At 62.5% G+C, this 15,221-nt stretch carries 10 protein-coding genes; 6 read left to right on the top strand and 4 right to left on the bottom strand.

Annotated features, from left to right (window positions below; genetic code table 11):
- The first annotated feature begins 147 nt into the window (after positions 1–147).
- Together A3722_RS16755 and A3722_RS16750 are read left to right on the top strand one after the other, a co-directional pair.
- A complete protein-coding gene (locus A3722_RS16755; RefSeq protein WP_067622411.1) occupies positions 148–525 on the top strand; it encodes a hypothetical protein in 378 nt (125 codons plus the stop codon).
- The gene (locus A3722_RS16750) at positions 518–955 is read left to right on the top strand and encodes a hypothetical protein (RefSeq protein WP_067622367.1); all 438 of its coding nucleotides are present in this window, start codon (positions 518–520) and stop codon (positions 953–955) included. Before A3722_RS16755 ends, A3722_RS16750 begins: the two co-directional genes overlap by 8 nt.
- Before the next feature lie 551 nt (positions 956–1,506).
- On the opposite strand, the gene A3722_RS16745 is transcribed toward A3722_RS16750, so the two are convergent.
- On the bottom strand, positions 1,507–4,383 hold the full coding sequence (locus A3722_RS16745) for a hybrid sensor histidine kinase/response regulator (protein ID WP_067622370.1): 2,877 nt from the start codon (positions 4,381–4,383) through the stop codon (positions 1,507–1,509).
- Positions 4,384–4,797: 414 nt separating this feature from the next.
- Between A3722_RS16745 and A3722_RS16740 the strand changes: the two genes are divergently transcribed.
- The 3 genes from A3722_RS16740 to A3722_RS16730 all read left to right on the top strand — a co-directional run bounded on the left by A3722_RS16740 (position 4,798) and on the right by A3722_RS16730 (position 9,727).
- Positions 4,798–5,928: a metallophosphoesterase family protein gene (locus A3722_RS16740; protein WP_067622373.1), complete on the top strand. Its 1,131-nt coding sequence runs from the start codon at positions 4,798–4,800 to the stop codon at positions 5,926–5,928.
- Complete coding sequence (locus A3722_RS16735; RefSeq protein ID WP_067622376.1) at positions 5,925–8,525, top strand: AAA family ATPase; 2,601 nt, start codon at positions 5,925–5,927, stop codon at positions 8,523–8,525. Before A3722_RS16740 ends, A3722_RS16735 begins: the two co-directional genes overlap by 4 nt.
- Positions 8,526–8,620: 95 nt before the next feature.
- Complete coding sequence (locus A3722_RS16730; RefSeq protein ID WP_082849525.1) at positions 8,621–9,727, top strand: AI-2E family transporter; 1,107 nt, start codon at positions 8,621–8,623, stop codon at positions 9,725–9,727.
- A 6-nt stretch (positions 9,728–9,733) separates the two neighbouring features.
- Here the strand turns inward: A3722_RS16730 and A3722_RS16725 are convergent, their stop codons facing one another.
- The 3 genes from A3722_RS16725 to A3722_RS16715 all read right to left on the bottom strand — a co-directional run bounded on the left by A3722_RS16725 (position 9,734) and on the right by A3722_RS16715 (position 12,875).
- Positions 9,734–11,134 carry a TRAP transporter large permease gene (locus A3722_RS16725; protein WP_067622379.1) on the bottom strand — a complete coding sequence of 467 codons (1,401 nt, stop codon included), beginning with the start codon at positions 11,132–11,134 and terminating at the stop codon, positions 9,734–9,736.
- On the bottom strand, positions 11,134–11,763 hold the full coding sequence (locus A3722_RS16720; RefSeq protein WP_067622382.1) for a TRAP transporter small permease subunit: 630 nt from the start codon (positions 11,761–11,763) through the stop codon (positions 11,134–11,136). Before A3722_RS16720 ends, A3722_RS16725 begins: the two co-directional genes overlap by 1 nt.
- Before the next feature lie 95 nt (positions 11,764–11,858).
- Entirely contained in the window at positions 11,859–12,875 is a 1,017-nt protein-coding gene (locus tag A3722_RS16715; protein ID WP_067622384.1) for a C4-dicarboxylate TRAP transporter substrate-binding protein, read from the bottom strand.
- 351 nt (positions 12,876–13,226) lie between these two features.
- Between A3722_RS16715 and acs the strand changes: the two genes are divergently transcribed.
- Positions 13,227–15,182, top strand: a complete 1,956-nt coding sequence (gene acs / locus A3722_RS16710) for an acetate--CoA ligase (RefSeq protein ID WP_067622387.1) — start codon at positions 13,227–13,229, stop codon at positions 15,180–15,182.
- Positions 15,183–15,221 lie beyond the last annotated feature (39 nt).

Genomic DNA, 15,221 nt, shown 5'->3' with positions numbered 1-15,221 from the left:
TGCCAACACCGCAATGTAGGGATCGACAGGCGAATTCTCCTGATGATCCATGGAGCCGGTAGGCAGTCGAAGGCTTCTTTCCATTCCGGAAGCTACGGCTCTTGTCACCCGAGGCAGTCTGCCGAGGGCATTGCCTGGGAGAACATCATGTTCGATATCCCCACCGCGCCAACGCGCGTTCATTACCTATTTCAGGAAAACACGGAGGCCCTGCAGAATGCGGCGCTGCTACTGGGCGGTCCCCGCTGGCTCAAGCGAGTTCAAAACCTATTCGAGACGCTCTGGACCGAAAATTTCCTTCACGGCCGTGTCCGCCGTGAAATCAACGCACTTCATCGTCTACTAACTCTCGTTCACGTGAATGATCCGTCCCGTCCCGAAGCGGCATACTTCAAAGCAATTGACCCTATGTCGCCTCATCTCGAGGAAATCTCCTTTCTGGCTTACCAGCTTCGTCAGGCTTTCGAAGAGGCTTGCTACGACAAGGGTCTCGACTGCGAAGAGGAGGAGCGCAATTATGAATGATACCATCATTTCGGAAGACAGGCTCCAATCTCAAATCGAATCTGCCTTAGCTACGTCAGACAAGACGCTGCAAGCTATCGCTTTCGCAGTGGAAACGGAGGCACTTGAGGGGGCGCTACTCGACGATGTGCTCAATTTGAAAGAACGGATCGATGGACTGGCCATCTTTGCGACCGACGAACACATTGCCGCAATGAGAGTGGCTGAGCGCCTTGAACCTGTTATCCTCGCAGCGACAACTGTTCATTACATCTCAGCCGAGGAATGGGACATCAATCCACCGAGCGAAGAGAAGGTTGTGGAGCGCTATGGTCTCGCGGCAATCGACCTCCGGAGCCTTCTGCGAGATCTCGCAGAACAGTTGGCTGGAATCCAGAACATGCTGAAAGCGGAGCAGATTGCGGCGGACCTTCGCTGCGACCAGACCTGATCTGCGCACCCGCGTCGCCAGGTGAGGCGACGCGGGCCTTATCGGCCGCGGAGGAAGTCGGTCGGTATATACGATTCAAACCTGTCACAAAACACTTGCTGAAGTTGTCACATGCGTCGCACATTCACGGTCACACGCGGAGTCATACTGCGGTCGAAGGCGTTTTTCGTTTGTATTCTTAAGGTTGTGGCTTGTTTCTTGGGCCCCTACCGTCGGAGCCAAGTAAGTTAGGAATGGTTTTGGACCCTACACAGAAAAAACAGCCGAGCCATTGATCGCCTCACTTTGCTACAAGAGTGCTACAAGGAACACAGGCCGCTCAGAAGGTATTGAAATTTAATGAGAAAAAAAACGTCTCACCAATCCATCATAGGTGCCACCGACAGACGCGCTGCGCGGTAAACCTCGGCGTGGGTGAATCTCTGATCGCGCATGCGGGTGGCTCCGTCGTTAATTCACGGCCTTCTGCACGGCTTTCCGGGGGCGGCGCAAGATGTTCTTGTGCCGCAGCCCTCCCCGCGCGTCATGTCGCGCGCGCGGGCAACGCTCCGTCAAAACGCTGTGGCCGTCTCCGTCTGTGACAGAATGCCCAAGCTTGCAAATGCACGTTCCAGATCGCGGTCACCGAAAGGTTTCTGAACCACGGCGCAGTGGCCCAAAGCCGCGGCGGAGGGGACTTCCGCTTGGCCGGTGGCAAAGATGATGGGCATATCGGGATGCTGCGCGCGCACGCGGGTGGCGACCTCCTCGCCTGAAATATCCGGCAGGCCCACGTCGATCAGCAGCGCGTCGTATTGCCCCTCTTGCAGCCTGTCCAATGTCTCCTGACCCGACGCGGTTTCGGTGACCTCGGTGCCCAGCCCGCTGAGGATATCCGCCAGATCAAGCCGGATCAGCGCGTCGTCTTCGCAGAGCAGCACATGACAGGGCCGGTCTGGCTGCTCTTGGACTACGTCAGCCTTTGTTTTTGCAGCGGGAGCCGAGGACAGCGCGTCGCGGACTTTGATCGCCAAAGCGTCTTTGGTGAAGGGTTTGGCGAGGAACTGCACCCCGGCATCCACCCGGCCATCGCGCACGATCGCATCGCGTGAATAGCCTGAGATGAAGAGGATCGGCAGGTCGGGCCGCTCGGCCTGAAGGGTTTCGGCCATGTCACGGCTGCTCAGTTCTCCGGGCATGACCACGTCCGAGACCAAAAGATCGAATTCCGGTGCTTGCCGCGCGGCTTTGAGGGCGGTGGCGGGGTCTTCTGCGGTGCGTACGCGGTAGCCCAAATCCGACAGCAAGGCGGCGGTGGCGTCGCGCACCTCGGCGTCGTCTTCGATCAGCAGAACGGTCTCGTTCCCGCCCGCGATGTCGGTGGGGTCATGCCATTGCAAAGGCTCCGCCGCCGTCTCGGCGCGCGGCAGCAAAAGCGTCACCGTTGTGCCCGCGCCGGGATGGCTGGCGATGGTGGCCCGCCCGCCCGATTGCCGCGCGAAGCCATAAACGGTGGAGAGCCCAAGCCCGGTGCCTTTGCCTACCGGTTTGGTGGTAAAAAACGGATCGAACACTTTGGCCAGCGTATCCGCCGGGATGCCGGGCCCGTGGTCGATGACTTTGACCTCCAGATAGTCGCCCGCCACCATGTCAGGCTCACCCAGCAATTCTTCGGGGCCGATATGCCGGTTCTCGACCGCAATTTTCAACTTGCCGCGCCCCTCCATCGCGTCGCGCGCGTTGATGACGAGGTTTAGCACGGCATTCTGGGTGCTTGCCGCATCGGCGTAGGCTGGCCACAGGGCTTCGGGCGTGTCGAGTTCGACCTCCATCCCCTCGCCCAAGGCGCTGCGCATGATGTCGTCGATATCACTGAGCAGATCGCGCAGGTCGATCGAGCGCGGCTGCAATGGCTGACGGCGGCTGAACGCAAGCAGTTGCGAGGACAGCGACGCGCCGCGCTCCACCGCCCGCATGGCCGCGTCGATCCGCACCCGCGCCGGGGAATCGGCTGCAATTTCGCGCGCGGCCATGGTCAGGCTGCCGGTCATCACCTGCAGCAGGTTGTTGAAATCATGGGCAACGCCGCCAGCAAGATTGCCGACCGCCTCGACCCGCTGGCTTTGGGCCAACCGGTCGTGAAGCTCTTCCAACTCGCGGTTGCGTTTCTCGACACGCTCTTCCAACGTCGTGTTCAGATCGGCCAGTTGGCGGGACAGTTCTTTCTGCTCGTGAATTTCGGAATTCGTGCCGACCCAGCGCATCACCGCGCCTTGGTCATCTCTGGTCGGCACGGCCCGCACCAAGTGCCAGCAATAGGCACCATCGGCCCGTCGCAGGCGAAATTCACTTTCGTAGACCGCCCCGGTTTCCACCGCCTTTGCCCAAGTGGCAATCGCCTCGGCGCGGTCCTCGGGGTGAATGATCGCGGGCCATGCATCCCCAACCAAACTGCCCGGCGTAGCACCCGAAAAGGCATATATCTGATCGCTGACCCAATCCAAACGCCCATCGGCGGTGGCGGTCCAGACATGGACCGGCATGGTATGGGCCATAGTGCGGAATCGTTCCTCCGCCTCGCGCAGCTTGGTTTCGGCAAGCTTATGCGCGGTGACGTCATTGCCTTGGATCACGATGCCGATGGTTTCCCCCCGCACGTTGTCGAGCGGTTGAAACACGAAATCGACGACGACCCGTTCAGTCGGCCCTCCGGGGCTGCGCTGCACCCATGCCTCGGCCCCCTGTTGGCTCACGGCCTCGCCGGTGCGATAGACCTCGTCCAGCATTTCGAAAAAGCCTTGCCCTGCGATTTCGGGCAAAGCCTCGCGCGCGGGTTTGCCAATAAGGTCCCGCTGACCAACCATTCGTAAATAGGCGGCGTTGACCGTGCGAAAGACGTGGTTCGGCCCCATGAGGGTGACCATGAAATTCGGTGCCTGTTCAAAGATCAGCTTGAAAAGGCTGATCCCGGTATCGAGTTCCAAATTCTGCTGCGTCACCTCATGGGCCCGGCGCAACACGGCGGCTTGGGCCGAGCCTGCATGCGCCTCATTTGGGGTTTCGGCGGTATAGACCTCGGTGATGTCCTGGGTGTGCTGCAAGATGAACTCAACCTCGCCATCCGCATCTAGGATCGGCGTATGGGTCGCGCTCCAATAGCGGTCTTCGGTTTTGCCCTCGGCACTGGCGATTGGATAGGGGATGACCGGCAGGTGATCGGTGGTGCCATCGCGGAACACCCGTGCGAAAGACGCGCGCAGCATGCGGCCCGACTCGCTTTCGGGGTCAGATGGAAATTCCTCGAACAAGTCCTTCCCGATAAGCCGTTCTAACTGGCGATCAGTCACCTGTAGGTAGGCATCATTCGCCCAGACCACCCGAAGCTCACTGTCCAACAACACGAAGGGCGACGGCGCGGCCTGGAGGATTTTTTCAAAGTCATGGGTCATCGTGTGTTGATCTTCTTATCTATCGGAACGTGCAGGTCAGCAGCCTCAGCCGCGCATTCAATCTTGATTTGAGGTGTCAGGCAAGGACGGTTGCAGCGCCGTGTCTCGCGGCTGCCCTGGCTTGGCCCGCTACGGCAGGGAGGTTTTCGGAGGCTGCTCTAGATTTCATCGTATCTCGGAATTTTTAGGTCTGGGCGGCGGCGCCGCTGCGTCTCAACCGCGCGTCACGCATATGTAGCCCGCAATCCCTGCGGAACCAGCACCTCGCGCAGATTTTGCAACGTCTTGCACTCTGCGCTGAGTTTGCGATGAATGGAGCCGCCGCGCCTACCATGCCCAACGGGCCGATCGGCCATCGCCTTTTTCTCATTTCCGCCCGCGCGGCCATTTCCAAAAGCCATTCAGGACCACCGCATGACATTCCGCTTCATCCACGCGTCTGACCTGCACATCGGGCGCAAGTTCGCCAATATCCCGCAAGCGGCGGATGGCAACATCCGGGGGCGCCTGATGGAAGCACGGCATGGGGCCATCGCCAAACTGGCCCAAGCCGCGCGGGATCACGGGGCGGCGCATGTGCTCTTGGCGGGCGATACATTCGACACTGCGACACCTTCGGCCGCCGTGCTGCGGCAGGCCCTGACCGCCATGGGCGAGGCGGCAGAGGTGACTTGGTGGATCCTGCCCGGCAACCACGACAATCTGCGCGATGCCGAACCCCTGTGGGAGGTGATCCACCGCGATGCCCCCGCCAATCTGCGCGCCCTCATGGACGCTGCCCCGGTTGAGATCAGCACGGATGCAAGCCTGTTGCCCTGCCCCGTCGCCTTTCGCGCCGGCGCCAGCGATCCAAGCGCACCTTTGGACAAAATGCAAAGCCCCGATGGGCATCTGCGCATCGGCCTCGCCCACGGCGGCGTCACCGATTTCACCGACAGCGGAGAGGCGATCGCACCCGACCGGGACCAGCGCGCGGGGTTGGACTACCTCGCTCTTGGCGATTGGCACGGGCGGATGGCCGTTTCAGACCGGGTCCAATACTGCGGCACGCCGGAGCAGGATCGTTTCAAACACGGGCGCCGGGGCGTCTGCCTTGCGGTTGAGGTTGCAGGCCCCGGCGCTGCCCCCAAGGTGGATGAGATCGAAACCGGCAGATTCCTTTGGTCCGAGGCGGAGCTTGCGCTTCACCCCCGCCAAGACGCGGCGGCGGCATTGCAGGCCCTGCTGCCCGCTGCGGGCCGCCGGGATCACCTGCTGCGCGTCAAAGCAGGGGGCTGGGCGGGCCTTCCCGATCGCGCAGCGCTTGCCCGCGCGGCCGAGGCCTGCGCCCCCGATTTTGCGCATTTCGAACTGGTGACCGAAGGTTTGGGCACGCAATATGAGGCCGCAGACCTTGATGAGATCGACCGCGGCGGTGCCCTGCGCATGGCGGCGGAAGCTTTGGTGAACGAGGCGCAATCCGACACCCTGCCCCAGTCCGAGCGTGATGTGGCCGCCGATGCCCTCGCCCGGCTTCATGCCTATGTGCAGGGGGCAAAAGCATGAAAATCCGCGCCATCACCCTCAACAACGTCCGCCGCTTCACCGACCCCGCGCAGGTGACCGGAATAGGCGACGGGATCAATGTCTTGAGCGAGCCGAACGAGCACGGCAAATCCACGCTTTTCGACGCGATACAGGCGCTGTTCTTCAAACCCTTCGGCTCTCGCGACAAAGAGGTCGCCGCCCTGCGCCCCCATGCGGGCGGTGCGCCGGAGGTGACCATCGAGGTCGAAACCGACGAAGGGCTCTTTACCGTTCACAAACGGTGGTTCCAAAAGCCCCTTGCCACCGTGCACCGCGATGGCAGGCTGATCGCGCAGGCGGATGAGGCCGAGGCATGGATCGCGCAGCTTTTGGGCGGGGATGCAGGCGGTCCGTCAGGGCTGATCTGGGTCCGGCAGGGCATGACCGCGCTGACCGGCGGCTCGACCAAAGAGGAGAAACTGGCGCTGGAGGCGCGGCGCGATCTGATGACCTCGGTCGGGGCCGAGGTCGAAGCGATGACCGGCGGGCGGCGCATGGACAAGGCGCTGGCACAATGCCGCGACGAGCTTGCCCAATACGCCACCGGCACCGGACGCCCGCGTACCGGCGGACCGTGGAAAGAGGCCCAAGATCAAGTGGAGGCGCTAACCGCCACGCGCGACCAACTGGCGGCCACTGTGCGAGAGTTGCAGGACGCCTTGGCCGAGCGTCAGCGGGCACGGCGGGCCTTGGCCGACCTCGAAGCGCCCGAGTTGGTCGAAGAACGCCGCCAAAAGCTTGAGGCCGCCCGCACCGCCCATGATGCCGCCACCCGCCACGCGGAAGAACTGGAAACCCTTGCCCGGGCCGTGGACCTCGCGCGTCTCACGGCTGAAAGCGCCACATCGCGGCTCGACAGCTACCGCGCCGGAGAGGTCGAGCAACAGGCCGCCCGCGCCGCCGAAGCCACAGCCCGCAAAGCGGCAGAAACCGCCCACAGCACCCTATCTGAACGCCGCGGGACGCTTGACACCGCAGAGGCCGCCGCGACAGATGCCCGCGCCGCCCTCAAAACCGCCGAGGACCACCACCGCCACGCTTTGCGGGCGCGTGCCGCGCGGGACGGCGCTGACCGCCGCCGCGCGCTTGAGGATCGCATCAAAGAGGCCGAAGAGGCCCGCCGCCGGATGGAGACCGCCAGTGCCGCCGCGCAATCCGGCCCCGACGCCGCCACGATGCAACGGCTTGAAACCCTTTCTGCCGAACTCTCCGCCAGCCGCGCCGCCCGCGATGCCGCAGCCCCCCAAGTGATCGTCCGCTACGCCCCCGGCCAATCGGGCAGCATCCATAGCGACAGCGGGCCGCTGGCGGAGGGCGCCCCCCTGCCGCTTCCGCGCAGCACCACCCTGCGGATCGACGGTATCGGCAGTTTGGAAGTCCACCCCGGCGCGGGGGGCGCAGAGGACGGCACAGTCGAAACCGCCGCCGCTAGCCTGCAAGCCGCGCTCGACCAGATCGGCGCGGCTGATCTGGCTGGAGCCCGCGCCGCCGCCGCGGCCCGTGTGGAGGCTGCCGCGCGTCAGGGAGAGGCCAAGGCCGTTCTCAACAGCCTCGCCCCTGAGGGGATCGACGCGCTGCACCAAGCCCTCGCCGCCATTCCGGCCTCGGAGGAGGTTTCCGACGCACCTGATCTTGCGCGCGCCGAAAACGCCCTCGAAACTGCGCAGACCGGGCATGAGACGTGCCGGATTGCGCGGGAGACAGCAGCCGAGGCGCTGGCCGATGCCAAGGCCGATGCCGCGGTCAAAGACGCGCAGCTTGCCTCGCTCAGTGACCGGTTGCAGCGCGCCGAGGCGCAGCAGGCCAAGCTGGGCGATGTCACGGAAGACGCGCTTGCCACCCAAGCCGCCAGCACCGCCGCCGCGCTGGAGGCCGCACGCCTGTCCCACGCCGAAAAGGCCAAAGACGCGCCAGATGCGGCCAGCCTTCGGGCCGCCCTCACCCGCGCGGAATCGGTTGAGGCGCAAGCCCGAGAGGAAGTCGCCCGCCTGCGACCCCTGCTCGCCCGGCTCAGCGAACGCATCACCCGCGCCTCTGGCGACGCGGTGGAGGAACGGCTCGCCGAGACCGAAGACCAATTGCAGGCCGCCGAAGAGACCCTCGCGCGGATCGCCCATGAGGTTGCGGTGCTCACCCGGCTGGAAGGCGCTTTGCAAGACGCGCGGAACGAGGCGCGAGAGCGGTACTTCACCCCCATCGTCAAAGAACTCAAACCGCTGCTGCAGCTCCTTTGGCCCGATGCTGAGCTGACATGGGGCGAGGAATCGCTGCTGCCGCACGCGCTGATCCGCGAAGGTCGCGAAGAGCCGATCGATGTCCTTTCAGGCGGTACCCAGGAACAGGTGGCGCTTTTGGTACGGCTGGCCTTTGCGCGGATGCTGGCCCGTGCGGGACGCATCGCGCCGGTGATCTTGGACGACGCGCTGGTCTTTACCGATGACGACCGGATCGAGCGGATGTTCGACGCGTTGCACCGGCAGGCCAGCGATATGCAAATCATCGTTCTGACCTGCCGCCAACGCGCCTTTCGTGCCCTTGGCGGACAGGCTTTGCGGCTGCAAACGGTGGACCGATAGAAATAACGGCATCAAGTGCCCAGCGTGAATGAACTTTTCCCCCTGTCCCGCGTTGGCTTCTTAGCATCTGCGCAGGGCATGTTGGGGGGAATACATTGAACGATATCGCCGCGATCAGACGGCTGTTGGAAGTGCTGGTACTGATCGCCCTCTTCGTGACTGCCTATTTCGCCAAGGATTTGCTGCTGCCGATCCTGCTTGGTTTCCTCCTCGCGCTGACACTCAGCCCGCTGATCCGTTCCTTTGAAAAATTCGGCATCTCGCCTCCGCTGGGGGCTGTGCTGCTGATTGGCTTTGTCGGGCTGATCATCTTTGTGCTGGCCGGGCTGTCGGCGGGCACCGTGGCCACGTGGTCGGATGAAATCCCCTCTATGGGCAATGAGATACAGCGCAAGCTGCAAGGCTGGATGAAGACGGTAGAGGATGTCCGCTCTGCCACGGAACAGGTCGAAAAGATCGGCGCAGATAACGGCGCCAGCAAACCCGAAGAGGTGGTGGTCAAACAGCCGGGCCTGCTCGACAATGCCATGAACACCGGCGCGCGGATTGGCGGCACGGTGGCCGTCGCCCTTGTGCTGGCGCTGTTCCTGCTGGCCTCGGGCGATCTGTTTTACCTCAAGCTAGTTCAGTCATTTCAGACCTTCACCGGCAAAAAACGCGCGCTAAAAGCGGTCTATGACGTTGAGCGCCGCGTGTCCCGCTACCTGCTGACCATCACCATCATCAACGCGGGGCTTGGCGTCTCTGTTGGGCTTTACCTTTTCGCGCTTGGGCTGCCCGTTCCTTATGTCTGGGGCTTGGCGGCGTTCTTGCTGAACTTCCTGCCCTATATCGGCGGGGTGATCGGCGCGGTGCTGGTGGGGGCCTATGCCATCGCCACATTCGACAGCGTCGGCTATGCGATCCTTGCCCCCATCGGCTATCAGATCCTCACCGGGATCGAGGGGCAGTTCATCACCCCCTACCTTGTGGGGCGTCGGTTGGAGTTGAACACCGTTGCCGTGTTCCTCACCGTGGTCTTTTGGGGCTGGCTTTGGGGGATTGCGGGCGCGCTCGTGGCGGTGCCCTTCCTCGTGGTCTTCAAGGTGATTTGCGAGAATGTCACCGCGCTCAACATGATCGGGCATTTTCTGGATAAATCCGCCCCCGATGTGGCGGCAACCGCGGCGGATGAACCCGCCGCGGAAAAGCCCGGTGGCTAAAGCTGCCTAGCCCGCGAGGGACGGCAGCCAAAGCACGATCTGCGGGAAGGCCACAAGCAAGCCGATGGTCACCGCGTCGGCGATGAAGAAGGGCATCACGCCGCGGAACACGTCCTGCACGCTGAGGTCGGGGCGCACGCCCGCGACGACAAAGCAGTTGAGGCCAATGGGCGGGGTGATCAGACAGAACTCCGCCATCTTCACCACCAGAATGCCAAACCAGATCGCGCACATTGGCCCCGACATGCCAAAGGCGCTGTCAGCCGCAGAGACGAACTCGCCCCCGTTGAGCGCCATGACCGCCGGATAGACCACGGGCAGCGTCAAAAGCAGCATGCCGATGGCGTCCATGAACATACCCAATACCGCATAGGCCAGCAGGATGCAGATCAGGATGATCATCGGAGAGGTTTCGAGCGAGGAGATCCAATCAGCAAACGCGCCCGGCAGATCGGCAAAGCCCAAGAAACGCACGTAGATCAACACGCCCCAGATGATGGTGAAGATCATCACCGTCAGCTTGGCTGTCTCCAACAGCGCGTCCTTCAACTCGGCCAGACGCATCCCACGGAAAACCGCCATGCAGAAGACGATGAACGCACCCACGGCGCCGCCCTCAGTGGGGGTGCCCCACGCATCGCCAAAGGGGTTGTAGACGAAGAAGATGATGATCACGACCACCGCCACAATCGGCAGGGCAGCAGGCAGCGAGGCAAAGCGTTCACGCCATGTGAAACCGGTCACTGGCGGGCCGACGTTTTTCCAAATCATGGCGATGCCGATGATCAAGATGGCATAGACCACGGCCGAGAAAGCACCGGGGATAAAGCCTGCGAGCAGCAGCTTTCCCACGTCCTGCTCCACGATGATCGCATAGATCACGAGGATTGCCGAGGGCGGGATCAGCGAGGCCAGCGTGCCCCCTGCTGCCACGACACCCGCCGCGAATTGCTTATTATAACCGATCTTGAGCATCTCAGGGATGGCGATACGGGCAAAAACCGCTGCGGTGGCCACCGAGGCGCCGGAGACCGCCGCAAAGCCCGCCGTAGCAAATACGGTCGAGACGGCCAAACCACCCGGCACCCAAGCGAACCAGCGTTTCGCGGCCTCAAAGATCGCTTTGGTCAGACCTGCGTAATAGGCCAGAAAGCCGATCAGGATGAAGGTCGGGATCAGCGAGAGTGTCTGGCTTGATACTTTTGAGTGTGGCACCTGCCCGGCGGTCTTGATCGCCACGGTCAGCGCCCAGCCAAGCTGGTCCCACTCCATGCCCTTCTTGGCCCAAAAAATCCAGATAAGGCCGATAAGCCCGGCCATGGCGGCGGCAAAGGCCACCCGCATGCCAAGCACCACCATAAGCAGCATGCCGCCCGAGACCCAAAGGCCGATTTCAATAGGATCCATCAGTCACGTCCATCCAGTTGTTCGGCCTCGGCCATTGCTTGTTCTGCCGCCGATTGCACCAGCGGCACGGCCACGGGGCGTTCCAGCCCCAGCACTAAGGCCCGGCCATAGCCCCAAATCTGCAGACAAAGCCGCAGAGAGATCACGGCAAAGGCAAGTGGCACCACCAGTTTGCTGGGCCAGATCGGCAGGCCGATGTCGATCGAGCTGTCGCGGCTCCACATCGGGGCAGCCATATCAAAACTGCGGTCGAAATGCGCCCAAGCGCCCCACGTCAGCGCCAGCATCAAGAGCAGGATCAGCACGACCGACAGCAGCTCCGCCGCCCAAAGCGCGCGGCCCTTAAGCTGGCCGATCAAGATGTCCATGCGCACATGCCCGCCCATACGTTGGGTATAGGCGATGCCCATGATGGCGATGAAGGGCATCGCCGCTTCGATCCAGTCGACATAGCCCGCCAGCGGCGTGGAAAAGAACTTGCGCCCCCCCACGGACCAAACGGCCAGCACCATCAACATAAAAACGGCAATCCCCGAGATCAGGGCAAAGAAGGTCTCCAGCTTCAGCAGGCCCCGGTCGAGGCGGCTGAGTAGGCTGCTGTCCTCCAGCACGGCGGATGATCCGGCCATCGGCTCTCCTTTTCAGAAAGTCTGTTTGTTACGTCATTAAAGTCGAAAGGGCCGCGCGGTTTGCCGCACGGCCCTTAAAGTCATGCGCGCAAGGCTTAGTTCGACGCGCGTTCTTTTTCCAGCGTTTCCATCACGAGGTCATAGAGTTCCTGACCCGGAATGCCTTGAGCTTCCATGTCCTTGATCCATGCTTCGCGCGCAGGATCGGCCGCTTTGGCTTTGAACTCGGCAATTACCTCGGGGGAGAATTCGACCTTCTCGACGCCCTTCTCTTCGAGAACGGTATCCCAACGCTCAAGCAACTCGCCGTAGTTTGCAAGGTAGTGATCCAGCGCCTCATCGACGGACCCATCAAGCGCTTCGCGCTCTGCGTCGCTCAGCGCCTCATAGGCGTCGATGTTCACCACAACGGGGCAGTTCACGGTGCCGGGGTTGAGGTTTGCGGTCCACCAATCGGCTTTGTTGATCGTGCCAAAGCTGAGGTGCGCGTGCTGGGCGAAGGCCACAGTGTCGACAACACCGGATTCCATCGCGTTATAGGCTTCCGAAGAGGTCACGGATGTCGGCACACCGCCCACGGCTTCGAAGGCTTTGCCCAGACCGCCGGTGGCGCGCACGCGCATGCCGTCAAAGTCTTCCAACGTGGTGCGCGGATCGCCGGTGCCGACAAGGTTGTACTGCGGCATGGGCGAGGTCATCAGCATCTTGGCGTTCCACTGCGCCATCTCTTTGGCCACGGCGGGGTGGTCATAGACGGCACGGCTGACAGCGACTTCTTCTTCAAGGTTGCTGACGCCAAGGAAGGGCAGTTCCAGCACGGTGATCGCGCGGTTCTTGTCGGCGTGGTAGCCGGCGCAGAACTGGGCCATCTCGAAGGCACCGATGGAGATACCGTCGAGGTTCTCACGGTTCTTGGACAGGCCCCCGTAGCTGACGTTGATGGTGAATTCGCCGTTGGTCTTTTCGCTCACCAGTTCGGCGATCTTTTCGACATGTTCGGTGAAGGCGCGGCGCTTGCCCCAGACGGAGGCGTTCCATTCGGTCGCGGCAGCTTCGCCAACAAAGGCAACGCTCAGCGCACAGGCGGCGGCACCGCTCAGCAGGTTTTTCATGATGTCTCTCTCCCATTGTTGCCGCCCTTGGATGGGCGGATTGGCGCACAGGCTACCCCGAGGGGACAGGCCTGCCAACCCCGTCATGCCGCGCAAATACGACAGCCGCAAGACAGTTGGGCAGGGCTTGACTGCCAAGGCATTGAAAAAGCGCGTCATTCCCCGGCACAGATCGGAAAATTTACAGATACCCCGCCAATTGGGAAAAACCTTTACAGGCAAGCCCTTGTATTCCAGTTGCTTATTCACTTCTTTTCACGGGCCGCTATGATCCAGCTCAGGAGGAGGCCACGGCAGCCGGGTGAGATCTGCGCCCCGTGGCAAGACGCGAACATCAAGGGAGGAACCACCATGTCCGACGCCACCGCAAAGACCTATCCGCCATCCGCCGACATGGCCGCCCGCGCCCATGTGGATGCGCAGACCTATGACAAGATGTACCACGCCTCGGTCACCGACACCGAGGAGTTCTGGCGCGAACAGGCGCAGCGGATCGACTGGATCAAACCCTTTACCCAAGTGCGCGATGTGAACTTTGACCTTGGGTCAGTCAGCATCAATTGGTTCGCGGATGGCGAGTTGAACGTCAGCGCCAATTGCATCGACCGCCACCTTGAGACGCGCGGCGATCAGACCGCGATCATTTGGGAGCCGGACAGCCCCGAGGACGCAGCCAAACACATCAGCTACCGCGAGTTGCACAGCGCCACCTGCCGCATGGCCAATGTGCTGCGCGATCTGGGCGTGGGCAAAGGCGACCGCGTCATCATCTACATGCCGATGATCCCCGAAGCCGCCTATGCCATGCTGGCCTGCGCGCGGATCGGCGCGATCCATTCCATCGTTTTCGCCGGGTTCTCCCCGGATGCGCTGGCCGCCCGCGTCAACGGCTGCGAAGCCAAGGTCGTGATCACCGCAGATGAGGCCCCGCGCGGCGGCAAGGCCACCCCGCTCAAGGCCAATGCCGACAAGGCGCTGGCGCAGTGCGACGCCAGTGTGCAATGCCTCGTGGTGCGCCGCACCGGCGGGGATGTGGCATGGAACGACGCCCGCGACCGCGATTACAACGTACTGGCCGAGCAGGCCGCCGACACCTGCGAGCCGACAGCCGTGGGGGCCGAAGACCCGCTGTTCATCCTTTACACCTCCGGCTCCACCGGCCAGCCCAAGGGCGTGGTCCATAGCACCGGCGGCTATCTCACCTATGCCGCGCTGACCCATGAGGTGACCTTTGATTACCACGATGGCGATGTTTATTGGTGCACGGCGGACGTGGGCTGGGTCACCGGGCACAGCTATATCGTCTATGGTCCGCTGGCCAATGGCGCGACCACGTTGATGTTCGAAGGCGTGCCAACCTACCCCGACGCCAGCCGCTTCTGGCAGGTCTGTGAAAAGCACAAGGTCACCCAGTTCTACACCGCCCCCACCGCCATCCGCGCGCTGATGGGCCAAGGCAGGGAATTCGTCACCAAAAGCGATCTGTCGTCGCTGCGCATCCTTGGCACAGTGGGCGAGCCGATCAACCCCGAGGCGTGGAACTGGTACCATGATGTCGTCGGCCAAGGCCGCTGTCCCATTGTCGACACTTGGTGGCAGACCGAAACAGGCGGTCATCTGATGACCCCCCTGCCCGGCGCGCATGACATGAAACCGGGGGCCGCGATGAAACCGTTCTTTGGGATCAAACCCGTGGTGCTCGACCCAACCTCGGGTCAAGAGATTGAGGGCAACCCGGCCGAAGGCGTGCTGTGCATCGCCGACAGTTGGCCGGGCCAGATGCGCACCGTCTGGGGCGATCATGAGCGGTTCGAGAAAACCTATTTTGCGGATTATCCCGGCTACTATTTCACCGGCGATGGCTGCAAGCGCGATGCCGACGGCGACTATTGGATCACGGGCCGCGTGGATGACGTGATCAACGTCTCAGGCCACCGCATGGGCACCGCCGAGGTCGAGAGCGCGCTGGTCGCCCATGACAAGGTGGCCGAAGCCGCCGTGGTCGGCTACCCGCATGATGTTAAAGGTCAGGGCATCTATTGCTATGTCACCCTGATGAGCGGTGAAGAGCCTTCCGAAGACCTGCGCAGCGAGCTGCGCAACTGGGTCCGGCAAGAAATTGGCCCCATTGCCTCGCCCGATCTGATCCAATGGGCGCCCGGCCTGCCGAAAACCCGCTCGGGCAAGATCATGCGCCGCATCCTGCGCAAGATCGCCGAAAACGATTATGGCGCCTTGGGGGATACATCGACGCTGGCGGATCCCACCGTGGTGGATGATCTTATCGACAACCGAATGAATCGCTAAAGCTTGGCAGGGCGCGGGTGGCTGCCCGCCCCCGCGCCC

Origin of the sequence: Sulfitobacter sp. HI0027, assembly GCF_001634775.1 — a bacterium.
Classification (GTDB): Bacteria; Pseudomonadota; Alphaproteobacteria; order Rhodobacterales; family Rhodobacteraceae; genus Sulfitobacter.
This window is presented reverse-complemented; position numbering and strand designations above follow the sequence as displayed.